This is a genomic window from Polaribacter sp. BM10 (assembly GCF_002005425.1).
Classification (GTDB): Bacteria; Bacteroidota; Bacteroidia; order Flavobacteriales; family Flavobacteriaceae; genus Polaribacter; species Polaribacter marinaquae.
On the sequence record NZ_CP019704.1, the window covers coordinates 2,721,997 to 2,739,615 of the forward strand.

Sequence of the window (17,619 nt, forward strand, 5' to 3'; positions counted from 1 at the left end):
TAATGAGTAAAGTACTAGATTTTTATACAAATAAAAAAAAAGAATTAGAAAACGATGCAGCTAGTTTAAAAAGAAAATCTATCAACTTAAGTGTTTTTAGATTTGCTGTTTTTATAGGAACTTGCCTTTTAATATATCTAACTTTGGGCGCTTATCCAGATATTTTTATTGTTGGTTTTTTAGGTGCAGTTTTATTTAGCATTTTAGTAGTTAAACACATAGATTTAAAACGAAAAAGAGCAATTATAAATGCCAAAATAGCTATAAATAAAGATGAAATTAGTGTAGCAAATGGAGAGTTTTATCATTTAGAAACAGGCGAAGAATTTATAAATCCTACACATTTTTATAGTAACGACATCGATTTGTTTGGTACAGGTTCTTTTTTTCAGAATATAAACAGAACCAAAACAATAGATGGTAAATATTTCTTAGCCAAGTTATTATCAGAAAATGCAACAACTTTTATAGAAAGTAAGCAAAAAGCAATTAAAGAATTGTCTGAAAAAGCTATTTGGAGACAGAATTTTGCTGCTTTGGCAAGTTTAGTTTCTGTTAAAACAAATTCAAATTTTATAGTATCGTGGTTTTCTAATTATAAAAGTGTTTTTCCTAAGTTTTTATCGAAAGTTCAGGTAGTGTTTTCTTTGATTTCTATAGCACTTATTGGTTTAATTTCATTCGGATTTTTACCCTTTTCTTATTTAATATTTTGGTTTTTTACAGGTCTTTTTATAACAGGTAGATTTTTAAAAAAAACCAGTAATCTATATTCTGAAACCGATAAAGTTAGAGAAACCTTTAAGCAATATCATGTTTTATTAAATGAGATAGAAAATGAAAAATTTGATTCAGAAATATTAGTAAAAAAACAAACGATTATTAATTCTGAATCAAAAAAAGCATCAAAAATATTTAAAGAATTTGCAAGAATTTTAGATGCGTTCGATCAAAGAAATAATATTTTAATTGCTGTAGTAGGTAACGGTTTATTTTTAACTGAAATTTACAATGCATGCAAAGTAGAAAAATGGATTTCTAACTATAAACATGTTGTTGAAAAATGGTTTGAAGTGGTTGCTTTTTTTGATGCTAAAAATTCTTTAGCCAACTTTACTTTTAACAAACCTAACTTTGTTTTTCCAGAAATAGTCTCTCATCAGAATGTAATCGATGGTGAAAATTTAGGGCATCCTTTGTTAAATGCTTCAAAAAGGGTTGACAATAATTTTTCAATAAAAAAAGAAGCCTTTTTTATTGTTACTGGTGCAAATATGGCAGGTAAAAGTACTTTTTTAAGAACTGTTTCTTTAAGTATTGTTATGGCAAATTGTGGTTTACCTGTTTGTGCTAAAAGTTATAAATATGCACCAATTAAGCTTATTACTAGTATGCGTACCACAGATTCTTTAACAGAAGATGAGTCTTATTTTTATTCTGAATTAAAGCGATTAAAATTTATAGTAAATCAAATTGAAAATGAAGATTATTTTATCATTTTAGACGAAATTTTAAAAGGAACGAATAGTAAAGACAAGGCAATTGGGTCTAAAAAGTTTGTAGAAAAATTATCGAAATCTAAATCTACAGGAATAATTGCAACGCATGATGTAAGTTTATGTGCATTAGAAAATGAATTTAAAGATATAAAAAACTATTACTTTGATGCAGAAATAGTAAATAATGAGTTGCATTTTGATTATACTTTAAAAGACGGAATATGTAAAAATATGAACGCCTCTTTCTTGTTGCAAAAAATGGAAATAATTTAAAAAAAGATAGCTTAATTAAGCTACCTTTTTTTAGTTTTTTTAAATACTGTTTTTTGTGATTTCTACTTTCCAGATTTTGTTAGATGCTTGCGATTTATTTGCACCATAAGTCCCTGGATTCGATTCAAAAGCTTCTATTCCGCCAAATATATAGCCAACTTCAATTGTTTTTTTATCCGAAGAAAAACTCTTTGCAACGTCTATAATTTCATCAGAATATTTACTGTAAGTTATTTTTCTATTAGGAAACATAATTGCTTCTGCGCCATAAAATGGAGCCGAATTTTCATCTTGGTCTGTAAAAACATTATAGTCAAGCGTTTTTGGAGTGCTTTTTAAGGGTAAACTGCTAATATCCATAGAAATCTGAACACTAGAATTTGTAAATCCAGATAAATGATGTTTAGGAGCTCGTTTGCCATCACCAATTCCGCCAATTAAAAAAGAGTGTAAATAATTTTTATTAGTATCAAATAAAACTACACTCGGACAAGAATAAACATTAAAGTTTTTTTGATTGTAAGTAGTATCATAGGTGTATAATTTACTGTTATTATTTGCCCAATTAGGATGCACATAAATTGCATCATTCCATGCTTCTAAAATTTCTCCTGGTTTAAAAACTCCGGCATAAATAGCAATGCTTTTTTCTATTGATTTATTATCAGGATTTTTATATAGTGATGGTAAAATTGGCCCATCTCTTCTTCTAAAAACTGAAACATTGTCTGAAGCGTTACTAGTTGGATCACTAATATCTGATATTGGTTCTTTTACCTTAATGTCTAAAGTAGTTATGTTTTCACTATTATTAGTTAAAGTGAAAGGATAAACTGCATCTACATATTTTTGATCATTAGAAAATTTTGAAGCACTATTTCCAAAACTATGGCCTAAAGAAAGATATAGAACATCATTTAGAATATACAATTCGCCACCTGTACTAACTAATGTCTCATTTTTACCAACTCTTAGTAAATCTGCCCACTCATTTTCGCTTAATTTTTTTTCTTTTACTAGTTTTATTAGATTACTAACATTTATTTTGGCAACATGATTGTAAGTTGTAAAACCTTTTTTAAGATCAGAAAAATCTGCAGGTCCATAACCGCCAAGTGTGTATATGTAATTTCCATCTTGTTTTACCAAAGCATTTGAGTTTTTAAAGATGGTTGAGTTTTCTTTTACTGTTTGTAATAATTGATACAGTGGATTTGATTGTGCAGGAACACCATCTCTAATTGAGTTGTATTTATTTTGAATTACAGAAATGAAATCAGTAATTGTTAAGCTACCAGAAATTTCATCTTTTGCAGGATTATAAACATAAATAACATCGTTGTAAGAAGATTTTGTAAAAGAAGAACCGGCATAATTTCCGTTTAAATTATGAATTCCGCCGTTTAAAGAGTCTAAAGAGTTTGTTCTACCTGCAAACAAAAGCCATTCTTTACCATCTAAAGATTCGGCATGTGTAAAAGATTGCAATGCAGGTGCATTTGTGTTTTTTGCTTTTGTAATTTTTAAAACATATTCTGGAAAAACAGTATTAGAAACTTTTTCTTTGCAAGAATTGAATAAGAAAATCAGTAATAAAGCACCAAAAATTTTTGATAAATTAATTTTCATGATAGATAAGTTTGGTTAGTTTGTCAAATAACCGAAAAAGTCTTTTAGAAAATTAGCGTTGTTATGGCTGTTTTATAAATTAGGTAAATTTACTTGAAATTTAATTTTGCCACTCTAAAGTTTCTATTAAGTGTAAAATATCTTCTTTTACATAATCTACTGCAGGCAAAATAGAATCATAGTTTGGTTTTGCGTAAAAATATAAAGAACCTTTTAAGAAGTTTTTTGTACTATCTGTAACATGAAACTGTATGTTAGATGCTGCATTACCAGTAATTTCGTACATGCTACCGTATACTTTTTTTGTGTCGTTTAAAAAGTCTTTGGGTATAATTTGTTCTGCTTTTGTAGTGTGTTTAAAGACTAGTTTTTCTGCTTCGGTTAATAGTTCTTGTATGTTATTATTAACAGGTCTATATGTGATGTCTATTGATGCTTTTAACTTTGGATATTTAATAGTAATCCAATTGTTTTTTTCGTTAATTATTTTAGCGTGTTTTAAAACGTTAAAGGTATATGGTCTTTTAAGATCTAAAGTTTTATACTCTTTTTGTGGGTATTTTAGACTAAGATAAGCTTTAGGTTTTGGCAACACATCTTCTTTACAAGAAAGAAAAGTTGTTATTAAAAGTAATAATAAAACATTACGCATTTCTTGTAGCTTTTACTTGTTTAATTCTTTTTTTATCGAGCGCTTCTATGGTAAAAGTATAATTTTTAAAAACTATTTTTTCTCCTTTTTTAGGAAACTTGCCAGAAATCTCTAAAATAAAACCAGCCAAGGTTTCACTTTCTCCTTTCTCTTCTTCAAAAATTTCTTCGTCTTCATCATCTAAAACTTTGCAAAAATCTTTTATAGAAGTTTTGCCTTCGAAAATGTAATTATTATCGTCTATTTTAGAATATGATAAATCATCGTCATCAAATTCATCATTAATATCGCCAACAATTTCTTCTATAACATCTTCTAAAGTTACTAAACCACTTGTGCCACCGTACTCATCTACAACAATGGCTAGATGATTTTTCTTTGCTCTAAAATCGCTAAGTAAATCGTCTAACTTTTTATTTTCTGGTACAAAAAATGGTTCTCTTAGTAGATTTTGCCATTTAAATGACTTCTTATTTAAATGTGCTAACAAGTCTTTAGCGTATAAAACACCAATAATATTGTCTATACTTTCTTTATAAACAGGGTTTCTAGAATAACCATTTACCAAAATCTTATTTAAAACTTCTTCGTAAGACTCATCATCAGAAATTGCAAAAATATCGATTCTTGGTTTCATTATCTGAACCGTTTCTGTATTACCAAAGTTAACAATACCTTCTAAAATCTTTTGTTCGTCTTTACTAGTTGCACCTTGTGATGTTAATTCTAAAGCCTGCGAAAGTGTTTCTACAGAAAAATTACTTGCTTTGCTGCCAAATTTTTTCTCTATCCATTTTGTAATAGCAATTAAAGGCATACTAAAAGGTGTAAGTAAAAAGCTAACAGACTTAATAAATTTAGACATTTTTCTAGAAAAGCCTAAAGCATTTCTAGATGCATAAACTTTTGGTAAAACTTCACCAAAAAGTAAAATTAAAAAGGTTACTAAAATAATTTCTAGTAAAAAACGAATAGAAACCGAAAATAGGTAAAGATTTAAAGTAAAGTTAAAACTGCCAAAAAGTGTTTCTGCTAGAGAAGCAAATAATAAAACAATTAAAATATTTATAAAATTATTTGTTATTAAAATTGTTGCTAATAACTTTCTTGGTTTTTCTAATAATGTAACTACTATGTTTTCTTCTTTACCGTTATTAGAAAGTTCGTTTAAATCTGTTTGAGAAAGTGAAAAAAATGCAATTTCAGAGCCAGAAATTAAAGCAGAACTAATTAGTAATGCAATTAAAGCAATGCTATTTAAAGTTGTAAAAAGGTCTATTGATGCAAAAAATATAAATATATGATTGGGATCTGGATCCAAAATTATGTGTTATTAATTAGTAATTAAAATGGTAAATCGTCATTTTCTTCTTCTTGAGCAATTGGCTTAGGTGTATTTTGTACTGGCGTATTTTGTTGTGCAGCCATTGTGTTATTTTCTGAATTTTTCTTAGATGATAACATCGTCATTTCAGAAACAAGAACCTCTGTAGAGTAGCGTTTTACGCCATCTTGTTCCCATTGCCTGTTTTTAAGCTTTCCTTCTACATAAACCTTATCTCCTTTAGATAAGTATTTTTCGCAAATTTCTGCTAACTTATTTCTTACAACAATATTGTGCCAATCTGTATTGGTTACTTTTTCTCCGGTTTGTTTATTTGTATAACTTTCTGATGTTGCAATAGGAAAGCGACCAACACTATTTTTGTCATCAAAATAATGCATTTTAACATCGTCACCTAAATTACCAATAAGTATAACTTTATTTATTGTACCTGCTGCCATAATAATATTGTTTAACTAATCAAATGTACTAAAAATATCAATTACTTTTTAATGTCGAATGCCTCTAAAAAATTAGCAATTAATATAGGTACAGGAAAATCTTGAATATTTTGCCAAAGTGTGGTTGCGTTTTTATGTTTGTAGGTTTCTACAATCCAGAATTGTGTATATAAATGCTGATGAGAAAGTTTATGTACAATTTCTTTTTGATTAAATAATGATATCGTGGTTTCATCAGGAAAAAGATTTTTAAAATCATCAGTAGCTATTAAATCTTCTTTATTTAGGTTTTTATTACTTTCAATTAAAGGAAATTGATACAAACCTTGCCAAATACCTTTGCTTTTTCTTTCTTCGATAATTGTTTTGTTGTCTTGGGTTTTAATAACCATAAAGTTAAAAAACCTTTTTTTAATTTTAATTTTCTTCTCTTTAATAGGTAGTTCTTTAGTAAGTTTTTTTTCGAAAGCGACACAACTGTCTGCTAAAGGGCAAGAATCACATAACGGATTTTGAGGTTTGCAGTGCAAAGCACCAAAATCCATGATTGCTTGGTTAAAAGTACCTGGTTGCTTTGTGTCTATTAAAGATTGTGCTAAAATTTTAAATTCTTTAATTCCTTTTGTTGAATTTATTGGTGTATTAATGCCGTAATATCTAGAAAGTACTCTATAAACATTACCATCTACAACCGCTGCGGGTTCATTAAAGCAAATAGAAGCAATTGCAGACGCTGTATAATCTCCAATTCCTCTTAGTTTTATGATCTCTTTATATGTAGAAGGGAATTCTCCGTTTAATTCATTTGCAATAACTTTTGCAGAATAATGTAAATTTCTTGCTCTAGAGTAATAACCTAAACCTTGCCACATTTTTAAAACGGTACTTTCGTCTGCATTTGCAAGATCAAAAACTGTTGGAAAACTGCTTGTAAATTTCAGATAATAAGACAAACCTTGCGCAACTCTTGTTTGCTGTAGCATGATTTCGCTTAGCCAAATAAAATATGGATTCTTAGTTTTGCGCCAAGGCAATTCTCTGTTGTTTTGTAAATACCAGTATATTAATGTGTTAGAAAATTTCATGAATAAAAAATAGATTTGCAATATTACATTTTAAAATTCACATAAATTTAAGTCTTTATCTTTTTGGAATTGATTAATTATCATATATTTGCATCCGCATTTTTGAAAGTAAATTAATAAAAATATAGTAAAAATAGAGACATGACGAAAGCAGATATCGTATCGAAAATTTCAGATAAATCAGGAATTGAAAAAACAGATGTTTTGGCAACTGTGGAAGCATTTATGACTGAAGTTAAAGGTGCATTAGAAAATGGCGATAACGTTTATTTAAGAGGTTTTGGTAGCTTTATTATCAAAACAAGAGCAGAAAAGACTGGTAGAAATATTTCTAAGAATACAACTATTAAGATTCCTGCACATAATATACCAGCTTTTAAACCAGCTAAAACTTTTACAGAAGGAGTTAAAAGTAAAGTAGTAGTAAAATAACAAAATACTAATCTAAACCTAAATAAAAAAAGGTTTATAAAACAACAGACATTATGCCAAGTGGTAAAAAAAGAAAGAGAGCTAAGATCTCTACGCACAAAAGAAAGAAAAGAGCTAGAGCAAATAGACACAAGAAAAAGTAAGCATTCGCTTACTTTTTCGTTTATTATTTAGACGAAAAAAACAATCAACCAAACAAACAAAAAGTTCATTGACATTAGAAAATTTATTAGCTGTGTAAGGCTGTAAATTTTCTCACGGTATTAAAAATACCTTACAATATTAATCCATCTGCACAATTAAGTGCAGTGTTAAAACCAAATTCAGCATGAAAACAGAATTAATAATTCGTTCGAATTCATCTGATATTGATTTTGCCTTATTAAGAGATGGAAAACTTATTGAATTAAATAATGAAACAACTGGTAATAAATTTTCTGTTGGCGATATTTTTTTAGCCAAAATAGGAAAAGTATTAACAGGTTTAAATGCCTCTTTTGTAAATGTAGGTTACCCAAAAGATGGGTTTTTACATTATCATGATTTAGGAGCGCAAGTAAACTCATTAAATGCATTCATTAAGAAAGTAAGCACAGGTAAGTATAAAGAGTTCACTCTAAAAAACTTCCGATTTGAGGAAGACATTAACAAAGACGGTAGTATTAATGATGTACTTAAAACAGGGCAAAACCTGTTGGTACAAATTGTAAAAGAACCAATTTCTACAAAAGGACCAAGATTAAGTTCTGAGTTGTCTATAGCAGGTAGATTTTTGGTGTTAGTTCCTTTTTCTAACAGAGTTTCTGTATCACAAAAAATAGCAGACCCAAAAGAAAAAGAACGATTAAAAAGATTAGCAAAAAGCATTAAACCAAAAGGGTTTGGTGTTATTTTAAGAACTGTTGCCGAAGGTAAAAAAGTAGCAGAACTAGACAAAGATTTGCAAAACTCATTAGATCGCTGGAAAAGAATGTGTAAAAGTATAGCAAATACAAACACACCAACTAAAATCTTAAGCGAGTTAAACAGAGCATCATCTATATTAAGAGATGTTATGAATGAAACTTTTACAAGTATTGTTACAAATGATGAAACTCTAAAAGTAGAAATTAAAGAATATCTACAAGAAATTTATCCAGAAAAAGAAAAAATAGTGAAGTTACACAGATCGGAAACTCCTATTTTCGAAAAATACGGAATAGAAAGACAAATTAAAACATCGTTTGGTAAAACAGTTTCTATGAGTAAAGGTGCCTATTTAGTTATAGAGCACACAGAAGCATTACACGTTATTGATGTAAATAGCGGAAACCGTTCTAACAAAGCTGGCTCTCAAGAAGATACTGCATTAGAAGTAAATTTAATTTCTGCAACAGAAATTGCCCGTCAATTGCAATTGCGAGATATGGGCGGAATTATAGTTGTTGATTTTATTGATATGCATAAAGCTGAAAACAGAAACAAACTGTACCAGCACTTGAAAGAGCAAATGGCTTTAGATAGAACAAAACACAAAATATTACCTCCAAGTAAATTTGGATTGGTACAAATTACTAGACAAAGGGTAAGACCAGAGTTAAGTATAAAAACTACCGAAGCCAACCCAAACAAAAACGGAGATGTAGAAGCGCCAATTGTCTTACTAGACAAGATAGAAGCAGATTTAGAAAAGTTTATTTCTAATCCAAAGAATAAAAAGATTCAATTACACTTGCATCCTTTTATTGCTGCATATTTATTAAAAGGCGTAAATTCTATACGTTTTAAATGGTATTTAAAACATAAAAAGTGGATTACTATTATACCTAGAGATGCTTACACATACTTACACTATAAATTTAAATCTCCTAGAGATTAATTAATAGCTGTAAAAGGCAATAATTTATTATCAAAAAAAACCCGAAACTTCTTTAGTTTTGGGTTTTTCTGTTTTTAAAAATAAACTTTAGTTTTTTTCTTTTATCAAATACATGTAAACAGGATAATGGTCAGAATATCCGCCAGTATAAGATCCGTTAGAAAAACTTCGAAACGGATATCCTTTAAACTTTCCTTTTTTATGACTTAAAAATTGCTTGTTAAAAATCATAGCTTTAAACATTTTATAACTAGAAAAATCTTTTTTATCCTTGTTTAAAAGAGTAGATGAAATTAGAATCATATCAAAAAGATTTAACTTATCTCTATAAGCCAAAGTATTAAAGCCTCTTCGGTATAAATCTTCATACGGATTATAAATGTCTTTTTCTAGCACATTCTTTTTTCTGCTTTTAGTTTTAAGAACGTTTTTGAAACTAGAATTTATTGGATCATCATTAAAATCTCCCATAGTTAAAATCTTAGCATTTTCATTTTCAGATCTTATTTTTTCGATAATTTTTAAATTCTGATACGCTGCTTTTTCCCTTAAAGGTCTGCTTTTAGATTCTCCGCCTCTTCTAGATGGCCAATGATTTACAATAACATGTATTAGCTCGTCATCTAAATAACCCGAAACTAGTAACTGATCTCTAGTAAAAATCTTCTTGTTTTCTTTGTAAATATTTGGGTTGAATGCTTCATGATAAATAGGTTTAAAATATCTTTTTTGATATAATAATGCTACATCAATACCTCTTTTGTCTGGAGAATCGTAATGCACAATACCATAGTCTTTATCTTTTAAATGTTTCGAATTAATTAAATCTTCTAAAACATTTAAATTTTCTATTTCAGAAACACCAATTATTGCCGGACTTGTATTTGATTTTTCGAAACCAATTTTTGAAATTGTGCTCGAAAGTTTGTCTATTTTATCCCAATAAACCTTAGATCGATTAAATTTTAACTCCATTATAGGGCTAGCTTCATCATTTAAAGAAACATCATTAATCGTGTCAAATAAATTTTCTAAGTTGTAAAAAGCAATTGTTCTAATAGCATATTTTTTGCTGTTTTTCTGAGAAAAAGAATTAGAAGTATAAATAATAAAGAGTAAGAAAAGACATAAATAGTTTCGCATTTTTTTTAAACAAATCTATAAAACATTTAGATTCAAATAAAAGAAAAATAGAATTTAGTATTCTTTTTTAGAAAAAAAACTCTAAATTTAGAGCGCTATAAAACTGAAAAAGAAAACCTTATGAATAGAACTATTATTTTAATAGTTGTATTTCTACTGTGCTATACTAAAATTTTTACTCAAAATATTTTAGAAGGAATTGTGATGAGTCACCATTCTAAAGAGCCTTTAGAAAATGTTTCAATAAAAATTAAAAAATTAAATATTGAAACTAAAACTACAGAAAATGGAGTATTTAAACTAAAAAATATTCCTAAAGGAAAACATCTTTTACAAATCTCTTTTTTGGGTTACGAAACTCAAAATTTCCCTATTGATTTAAATACTACTAACATCAATCTTGGTGAAATTATACTGTATAAGTTAGATATAGAACAAGAAGACTTAAGTATTATTACAATTACAGATGACGAGTTAAATGATGATGCTAATTCTGCAGATAATATAGCGGGTTTATTGCAATCTTCTAGAGATGTTTTTTTAAGAACTGCTGCTTTTGAGTTTAGTTCATCTTTTTTTAGAGTTCGTGGTTTAGATTCTGGTAACGGAAAAGTTCTAATAAACGGAGTAGAAATGAATAAGATTTACGACGGAAGAGCTCAATGGAGCAATTGGGGAGGGTTGAATGATGTGCTAAGAAATCAAGAATTTACCAACGGTTTGGCCGCTTCTAATTTTACTTTTGGCGGAATTTTAGGTGCAACCAATATAGATACTAGAGCATCATTACAAAGACCCGGCAGTAGAGTTTCATATTCATCTTCTAATAGAAGTTATGTACACAGATTAATGGCAACTTACAGCTCTGGGATTTCAAAAAAAGGGTGGTCTTTTGCTTTTTCTGGAAGTAGAAGAGTAGGTAAAGAAGGGTTTAATAAGGGTACTTCTTACAATGCGTATTCAGCTTTTGCATCCATAGAAAAAAAGTTTAATGATGCACATAGTTTAAACTTTACAGGAATTTTTACACCAAATAGAAGAGGTAAATCCTCACCAAATACACAAGAAGTTTTTGATTTAAAAGGTATTGCATACAACGAATATTGGGGTTTTTTAAATGGAAATAAATTGAATGCGAGAATTAAAGAAGTTGCAGAACCTATTTTAATGCTGAATCATTTTTGGAATATTTCTGAAAAAGTGTCTTTACAAACAAATATTTCTTATCAATTTGGTAATATAGGAAACAGCAGAATCGATTTTAATGGTGGTGCAAACCCGAGTCCGTCTTATTATCAAAAATTACCAAGTTATTTTTTACGAGCCAATAATTTGGCAGAAGCATATACTGCTCAAGAAAATTTTTTAGATGACGGCCAAATAAATTGGATAACTATTTTTGATGCCAATGTTACTACTGCAAACTCAAATTCTAATGCCGCTTATGTATTATATGAGGATAGAAATGATGATAAATTAATTACTTTTAATAGTATTTATAATCTAGAAATAAATGATAACATTTCTGTAAACTCGAAGTTAGAGTTTAAGCAATTAAAATCTGAAAACTTTGCTGAAGTAATAGATTTGTTAGGCGGAAATGGTTATTTAGACGTAAATAATTTTGCAGCTTCTAAAGCTCAAATGCAAAACGATTTACAAAATCCTGATAGAATTGTAGGAGTAGGCGAAAAATTTAAATACAATTTCAACTTAAACTCAACAGTTATAAATGCTTTTTTACAAGCACAGTTTAAATATAATAAGTTAGATTTTTTTGCTGCATTAAAAATTTCTAATTCTACTAGTTACAGACAAGGTCTTTATAAAAACGGAAGATTTGAAAACAATTCTTTAGGCAATTCAGAAAAACTAAATTTCACAAATTATGGTTTTAAATCTGGTACTACTTATAAAATAAACGGTCGAAATATAATCAATGCTAATTTTGGCTACATAACGCAAGCACCAACATTAAGAAACTCTTTTTCTAACTCAAGAGAAAATAACAATTTAGTTGATGATTTACAAAGTGAAAAAATTTTAACTACAGATATAAGTTATATTAGAAGGAGTCCTGTAATTACAGCAAGATTAACAGGTTATTTTACAAGTATAAAAGACGCTACAGAGATTTCGTTCTATTTTGCAGATGGCTTAGGTGGTGATAACACAGCTTTTGTACAAGAAATTTTATCAGGAATAGAAAAAAGACAAATAGGTTTAGAATTAGGATTAGAAGCACAAATTACAGCGACTTTAAAATTAAAAGGAGCCGCTTCTGTGGGTAGTTTTGTTTACAATAATAATCCTGATTTATATTTAACATCAGATATTTCTAATACTGGTATTTTCGATGAAAATGGAAGGTCTAAAAATTATAGATCAAATCTTAAAAATTATAAAATTGCAGCAGGTCCACATAACGCCTATTCTGTTGGCTTCGAATATAGAGATCCAGATTATTGGTGGGTTGGTGCCACAACCAATTTCTTTTCAAATACATATGTAGACATTGCTCCGTTAACAAGAACAAGCAATTTTTATACAGATTCGGATGGTTTAAGTTTTTCTAATTATAACACAGAAATTGCTAGAGAATTATTAAAACAAGAAAAGTTTGATAGTTATAAGGTTGTAAATATTGTTGGTGGTAAATCTTATAAAATTAAAAAATACTACATAAGTGTATTTGCTACCATTAATAACTTATTAAATAAAGAATATAAATCTGGCGGTTTCGAACAAGGTAGAAATGCAAACTACAACGAATTAAAAGCAGACAAAAGTTTGGCAAAACCGGTGTTTGGTAATAAATATTGGTACGGTAGAGGTACAACTTACTTTTTAAACCTAAACATCAGTTTCTAAAAATATTTAAAATGAAAAGAAATACATTAACAACTTTATTAATTATTACAAGCTTGCTATTTATTACTTGTGTAGCAGATAGCGATTATACAGTTCCAGAAAATTTAGGTAAAGAAGAAAACCAAAAACTTACAGAGGTATTAGATAGTATAAATAGTAATCTTTTAGAGTTGAAATCTATAAAAGCGTTAAAAGAATTATACATTTCTGGCAACAAGCCATTAAAAATTACTTCTGATATTGTTGTGAAAGGCTATGTGAATTCTTCTGATGAAAACGGAAATTATTTTAGAGAATTTTATATGCAAGATGCTCCAGAAAATCCTACTGCCGGAATTAAAATAGCAGTTAACCTTACCAATACATTCAATAAATTTAATTTGGGTAGAGAGGTTTACATTCGATTAAAAGATTTATTTATTGGCGAATTAAATTCTGGTGACGGAATTATAACAATAGGTGGAAAATTAAGTATTACAAATGAAAACGAAATAGAAAGTGTTTCTTCTAAACAAATAGATGGTCATTTTTTTCGTTCAGAAAAATCAGAAATAATTGTACCTAAAGCAGTTTCTTTAGCAGCATTAAGTGCTTATGATATAGGTACTTTTGTTTCTGTAAATAATGTAATTTTTCCAGAAAACTTAGCAGGTAAATCTTATGTAGATCCTACAGAAGATTTTGATACTCAAAGAAAAATTCAAACTTGCCAAACATTAGGTTTTGCAGATCTTATTTTAGAAACAAGTTCTTTTGCAAACTTTGCAAATAATGCGCTACCAACTGGTGGCGGAACAATTAACGCATTGGTTTCTAAAGATTATAATGGCGATTTTTTAGTACTTGTATTAAATTCTACAGAAGATGTTTTAATGGCTAATGAAAGATGTACCACACAAACCGAACAAGATTTTAATATTACCTTATTAGAAGAAGGTTTTGAGACAACTTCTGGAGAAATAAGAGTAGCAGATTGGTTAAATTATAGAGAAGAAGGTACAAAATCTTGGCGATCTTACACAGATACTTATTCGCAAAGTAAAGCGGCAAGAATAGGTTCTGCTAATTCTTCTGATGCCAGTACAATAACTTGGCTGATAACCAAAGGTGTTGATTTAGATGCTACTTTAGAAGAGTTTCTTTCTTTTGAAACATCAAATAGTTTTGCCAATGGTAGCGAATTAGAAGTTTTAATTTCTACGGATTTTGATGGTGATTCTAATAATATTAGTACAGCAAATTGGACCGTTTTACCTGCAAAAATTGTTTCTGATGGAGAAGGTTTTAAAAATTGGATACATTCTACATATATAGATTTATCTAATTATTCGGGCACTGCATATATCGCTTTTAAATATAAAGGTAATGGCAATGTAAACTTTGATGGAACTTACGAATTAGATAATGTAAAAATTATAGCAAAAGATTAAAATACTGCTGTTTATGGGTGTTTTTCCTTAGATAAATACAAAAATCTACATGTATTTTTGAAATAAAAAATTATGGAAATTGTATTAGATAAAACTACCGGATTTACATTTTATGAGGAATTAAAAGAACTGACGCTATCTGGTGATGTAGATTTTAATTCTAAACATGGTTCTTTTAGGAATAAGAAATTGACTATACCTGTGTATGGTATTTATAAAATAGATTGGGGTTTTAGTCAAAACTCTTTAAGTACATTTTATAAAGATGCTGCATCAGAATTAAGTTTATATGTAAATAATTATAAATCTGAAATTACAGCAGTAATTAACAAAGAAACTAAAAGTTATCATGCTGTAAAATCTATTAATAAATCTATAACTTTATTATTAAGAGAAAAAGATTCTCTGTTTTTGAATGCAGTAAGTTTAAATTCAGAAAACGTATTAATGAATAATGTTTATCTAAAAATAGAAAAATTAGAGGTTGAAGACAAAAGTGGTTTTGGTTATGATGGTTAAATAGCTTTTACTATTTTTACCCTATGGATAAAATAGAACACATAGGTATTGCAGTTAAAGATTTAGAGGTTTCAAATAAATTATTTGCATCGCTTTTTGGCGAAAAGCATTACAAAGAAGAAGAAGTTGTATCCGAGGGTGTTAAAACTTCATTTTTTAAAACAGGACCCAATAAAGTTGAATTGTTACAAGCAACAAAAGAAGATAGCCCAATTGCCAAATTTATAGATAAAAAAGGAGAAGGAATTCATCACATAGCATTCGCTGTAACAGATATCAATGCAGAATTAACTAGATTAAAAAACGAAGGTTTTACTGTGTTAAATGAAACACCAAAAAAAGGAGCTGACAATAAATTAGTTGCTTTTTTACATCCTAAAACAACAAACGGTGTTTTAATTGAGTTATGTCAAGAGATAGAATAGTTAAAATACTGCTAACAGACACTGTTAACTGCATACTAATTATTATCTTGCCACAGTTTTAAAAGTTATTGTAAATGCCTTCAAAATTCGAATCTTATCAAAAAAGACGCTTAGCATCTTCTTACATTTCTGTTGTAATTAGTATTGCTTTAGTACTTTTTATGGTTGGTGTGTTAGGTTTGGTACTTTTAAAATCTACTTTGGTTTCTAATCGAGTAAAAGAAAAAGTAGCAATAACACTATTTTTAAAAGATAATGTAAATAGAAAGCAAATCAACTCTTTTAAAGAGTCAATTCAAAAAGAAGTGTTTACAAAACGAGTAATTTATACTTCAAAAACCCAAGCTGCAAAACAATACAGTAAAGAAATTGGAGAAGATTTTATGAAGTTTTTAGGCGAGAATCCTCTTAAAAATGGAATAGACATTTACTTAAAAGCAGATTTTGTTACTCCAGAAAAAATGGAAGAGTTAGAATCTAGGTTTTTAAAAAATGCATTTGTTGCAGATGTTTCTTACGATAAACCCTTAATAAATATACTTACCAAGAATATTAAAAGAATTAGCTTTTGGTTATTAGCCTTAAGTGGTTTTTTTAGTTTGGTGGCAATTATACTAATTAATAGTGCTATTAGATTATCTATTTACTCGAAAAGGTTTAATATAAAAACCATGCAAATGGTTGGTGCTACAAAAGGTTTTATTAGAAAACCGTTTATTTGGCAAGGTATAAAATTAGGTATAATTGGTGCAATTTTAGCGCTTATTGGTTTAGGTTTAGTAATCTATTATTTAGATAGTTTAGCACCAAGTTTAAGGTTGTTAAAAGATTATGTTACTATTAGTTATTTGGTTGCAGGTGTGTTATTATCTGCTTTTATTATAACATGGTTAAGTACGTTTTTTGCAACACAGCGCCTTTTAAATTTACAAACAGAAGAACTTTATTATTAATACTATGAAAGACGAACAGGTACAAAATCCAGAATTTCTTTTTGGGAAGAAGAATTATATTTTTATGATTATTGGTATTGCAGTAATTAGTTTAGGATTTATTTTTATGTCTGGTGGCGGTAGTGATAACCCAGAGGTTTTTAATGAAGAAATATATAATTGGCAAAGAATTAGACTTGCGCCAACATTAGTAATTGTTGGTTTGGCAATAGAAATTTATGCAATCTTATTAAATCCTAATAAATAAATATGGATATTTTAGAAGCTATAATTCTTGGAATTATTCAAGGTTTAACAGAATTTTTACCTGTTTCTTCTAGTGGTCATTTAGAATTGGCAAAAGCTATTTTAGGTGATACTTCTGTGCCAGAAGAAAGTTTAACTTTTACGGTAGTTTTGCATTTTGCAACAGCTTTAAGTACAATTGTAATCTTTAGAAAAGAAATTTTAGAAATTTTTAAAGGATTGTTTCAATTTAAATGGAACGAAGAGTTTAAGTTTTCTCTTAAAATTATAATTTCGATGATTCCTGCAGTAGCCATAGGTTTATTGTTTGAAGAACAGTTAGAATCTTTCTTTGGCGGTAAAATTTTGCTTGTAGGTTGTATGCTTTTATTAACAGCTTTGTTATTATTGTTGGCAGATAAAGCTAAAAATACAGAAAAAAAAGTATCATTTTTTAATGCAGTAATTATTGGTGTTTCGCAAGCAATTGCAATGTTGCCTGGTATTTCTAGATCTGGTGCAACAATTTCTACTTCAGTATTATTAGGTATTGATAGAACTAGAGCAGCTAAATTTTCTTTTTTAATGGTTGTGCCTTTAATTTTTGGTAAAATTGGGAAAGATGTTTTAAGTGGAGATTTAAATTTTCAATCATCAGAAATGATGCCAATTATTGCAGGTTTTATAGCTGCTTTTTTAGCGGGTTTATTGGCTTGTAAATGGATGATTTCTTTGGTGAAGAAAAGCAAACTTTCTTACTTTTCTGTGTATTGTGCTATTGTAGGTTTTATTGCAATAGGATATTCTCTTTTAAATTAATTTCACAAAACGATTCAGCAT

General features: G+C 28.5%; 16 protein-coding genes. 10 read left to right on the forward strand and 6 right to left on the reverse strand.

The genetic code is table 11. The annotated features are described in order from the left end of the window. Positions 1–2 precede the first annotated feature (2 nt). Entirely contained in the window at positions 3–1,772 is a 1,770-nt protein-coding gene (locus BXQ17_RS12040; RefSeq protein ID WP_077810876.1) for a DNA mismatch repair protein MutS, read from the forward strand. A 39-nt stretch (positions 1,773–1,811) separates the two neighbouring features. Here the strand turns inward: BXQ17_RS12040 and BXQ17_RS12045 are convergent, their stop codons facing one another. The 5 genes from BXQ17_RS12045 to mutY form a co-directional block, all read right to left on the reverse strand. Continuing rightward, on the reverse strand, positions 1,812–3,401 hold the full coding sequence (locus BXQ17_RS12045) for a hypothetical protein (RefSeq protein WP_077810877.1): 1,590 nt from the start codon (positions 3,399–3,401) through the stop codon (positions 1,812–1,814). 100 nt (positions 3,402–3,501) lie between these two features. Then, positions 3,502–4,053, reverse strand: a complete 552-nt coding sequence (gene gldD / locus BXQ17_RS12050) for a gliding motility lipoprotein GldD (protein WP_077810878.1) — start codon at positions 4,051–4,053, stop codon at positions 3,502–3,504. Then, entirely contained in the window at positions 4,046–5,374 is a 1,329-nt protein-coding gene (gene gldE / locus BXQ17_RS12055) for a gliding motility-associated protein GldE (protein ID WP_187661403.1), read from the reverse strand. The genes gldD and gldE overlap by 8 nt, the downstream gene beginning before the upstream one ends. 23 nt (positions 5,375–5,397) lie before the next feature. Beyond that, entirely contained in the window at positions 5,398–5,838 is a 441-nt protein-coding gene (locus BXQ17_RS12060) for a single-stranded DNA-binding protein (protein ID WP_077810880.1), read from the reverse strand. 41 nt (positions 5,839–5,879) lie between these two features. Further along, positions 5,880–6,923: an A/G-specific adenine glycosylase gene (gene mutY, locus BXQ17_RS12065; protein WP_077810881.1), complete on the reverse strand. Its 1,044-nt coding sequence runs from the start codon at positions 6,921–6,923 to the stop codon at positions 5,880–5,882. A gap of 141 nt (positions 6,924–7,064) precedes the next feature. Here mutY and BXQ17_RS12070 point away from each other — a divergent pair, with 141 nt between their 5' ends. Both BXQ17_RS12070 and BXQ17_RS12075 read left to right on the forward strand, forming a co-directional pair. Next, entirely contained in the window at positions 7,065–7,355 is a 291-nt protein-coding gene (locus BXQ17_RS12070; RefSeq protein ID WP_077810882.1) for an HU family DNA-binding protein, read from the forward strand. A gap of 328 nt (positions 7,356–7,683) precedes the next feature. Beyond that, the gene (locus BXQ17_RS12075; protein WP_077810883.1) at positions 7,684–9,213 is read left to right on the forward strand and encodes a ribonuclease E/G; all 1,530 of its coding nucleotides are present in this window, start codon (positions 7,684–7,686) and stop codon (positions 9,211–9,213) included. Positions 9,214–9,300: 87 nt separating this feature from the next. On the opposite strand, the gene BXQ17_RS12080 is transcribed toward BXQ17_RS12075, so the two are convergent. Continuing rightward, entirely contained in the window at positions 9,301–10,356 is a 1,056-nt protein-coding gene (locus BXQ17_RS12080) for an endonuclease (protein ID WP_077810884.1), read from the reverse strand. Positions 10,357–10,476: 120 nt separating this feature from the next. On the opposite strand from BXQ17_RS12080, the gene BXQ17_RS12085 reads away from it, so the two are divergent. The 7 genes from BXQ17_RS12085 to BXQ17_RS12115 all read left to right on the forward strand — a co-directional run bounded on the left by BXQ17_RS12085 (position 10,477) and on the right by BXQ17_RS12115 (position 17,598). Continuing rightward, positions 10,477–13,227: a TonB-dependent receptor gene (locus BXQ17_RS12085; RefSeq protein ID WP_077810885.1), complete on the forward strand. Its 2,751-nt coding sequence runs from the start codon at positions 10,477–10,479 to the stop codon at positions 13,225–13,227. An 11-nt stretch (positions 13,228–13,238) separates the two neighbouring features. Beyond that, complete coding sequence (locus tag BXQ17_RS12090; protein WP_077810886.1) at positions 13,239–14,657, forward strand: DUF5689 domain-containing protein; 1,419 nt, start codon at positions 13,239–13,241, stop codon at positions 14,655–14,657. 72 nt (positions 14,658–14,729) lie between these two features. Then, the gene (locus BXQ17_RS12095) at positions 14,730–15,176 is read left to right on the forward strand and encodes a hypothetical protein (protein ID WP_077810887.1); all 447 of its coding nucleotides are present in this window, start codon (positions 14,730–14,732) and stop codon (positions 15,174–15,176) included. 23 nt (positions 15,177–15,199) lie between these two features. After that, positions 15,200–15,601: a methylmalonyl-CoA epimerase gene (gene mce / locus BXQ17_RS12100; protein WP_077810888.1), complete on the forward strand. Its 402-nt coding sequence runs from the start codon at positions 15,200–15,202 to the stop codon at positions 15,599–15,601. A 74-nt stretch (positions 15,602–15,675) separates the two neighbouring features. Beyond that, a complete protein-coding gene (locus tag BXQ17_RS12105; RefSeq protein WP_077810889.1) occupies positions 15,676–16,554 on the forward strand; it encodes an ABC transporter permease in 879 nt (292 codons plus the stop codon). A 4-nt stretch (positions 16,555–16,558) separates the two neighbouring features. After that, entirely contained in the window at positions 16,559–16,801 is a 243-nt protein-coding gene (locus BXQ17_RS12110) for a DUF3098 domain-containing protein (RefSeq protein WP_077810890.1), read from the forward strand. A 2-nt stretch (positions 16,802–16,803) separates the two neighbouring features. After that, positions 16,804–17,598, forward strand: coding sequence for an undecaprenyl-diphosphate phosphatase (locus tag BXQ17_RS12115; protein WP_077810891.1), 795 nt, complete (start codon positions 16,804–16,806; stop codon positions 17,596–17,598). Positions 17,599–17,619: the final 21 nt, after the last annotated feature.

Bases quoted from the DNA above. Each gene is read 5' to 3' on its own strand.
- BXQ17_RS12040 (WP_077810876.1), top strand. From the start codon at position 3: ATGAGTAAAGTACTAGATTTTTATACAAATAAAAAAAAAGAATTAGAA.
- BXQ17_RS12045 (WP_077810877.1), bottom strand. From the start codon at position 3,401: ATGAAAATTAATTTATCAAAAATTTTTGGTGCTTTATTACTGATTTTC.
- gldD (WP_077810878.1), bottom strand. From the start codon at position 4,053: ATGCGTAATGTTTTATTATTACTTTTAATAACAACTTTTCTTTCTTGT.
- BXQ17_RS12060 (WP_077810880.1), bottom strand. From the start codon at position 5,838: ATGGCAGCAGGTACAATAAATAAAGTTATACTTATTGGTAATTTAGGT.
- mutY (WP_077810881.1), bottom strand. From the start codon at position 6,923: ATGAAATTTTCTAACACATTAATATACTGGTATTTACAAAACAACAGA.
- BXQ17_RS12070 (WP_077810882.1), top strand. From the start codon at position 7,065: ATGACGAAAGCAGATATCGTATCGAAAATTTCAGATAAATCAGGAATT.
- BXQ17_RS12075 (WP_077810883.1), top strand. From the start codon at position 7,684: ATGAAAACAGAATTAATAATTCGTTCGAATTCATCTGATATTGATTTT.
- BXQ17_RS12080 (WP_077810884.1), bottom strand. From the start codon at position 10,356: ATGCGAAACTATTTATGTCTTTTCTTACTCTTTATTATTTATACTTCT.
- BXQ17_RS12085 (WP_077810885.1), top strand. From the start codon at position 10,477: ATGAATAGAACTATTATTTTAATAGTTGTATTTCTACTGTGCTATACT.
- BXQ17_RS12090 (WP_077810886.1), top strand. From the start codon at position 13,239: ATGAAAAGAAATACATTAACAACTTTATTAATTATTACAAGCTTGCTA.
- BXQ17_RS12095 (WP_077810887.1), top strand. From the start codon at position 14,730: ATGGAAATTGTATTAGATAAAACTACCGGATTTACATTTTATGAGGAA.
- mce (WP_077810888.1), top strand. From the start codon at position 15,200: ATGGATAAAATAGAACACATAGGTATTGCAGTTAAAGATTTAGAGGTT.
- BXQ17_RS12105 (WP_077810889.1), top strand. From the start codon at position 15,676: ATGCCTTCAAAATTCGAATCTTATCAAAAAAGACGCTTAGCATCTTCT.
- BXQ17_RS12110 (WP_077810890.1), top strand. From the start codon at position 16,559: ATGAAAGACGAACAGGTACAAAATCCAGAATTTCTTTTTGGGAAGAAG.
- BXQ17_RS12115 (WP_077810891.1), top strand. From the start codon at position 16,804: ATGGATATTTTAGAAGCTATAATTCTTGGAATTATTCAAGGTTTAACA.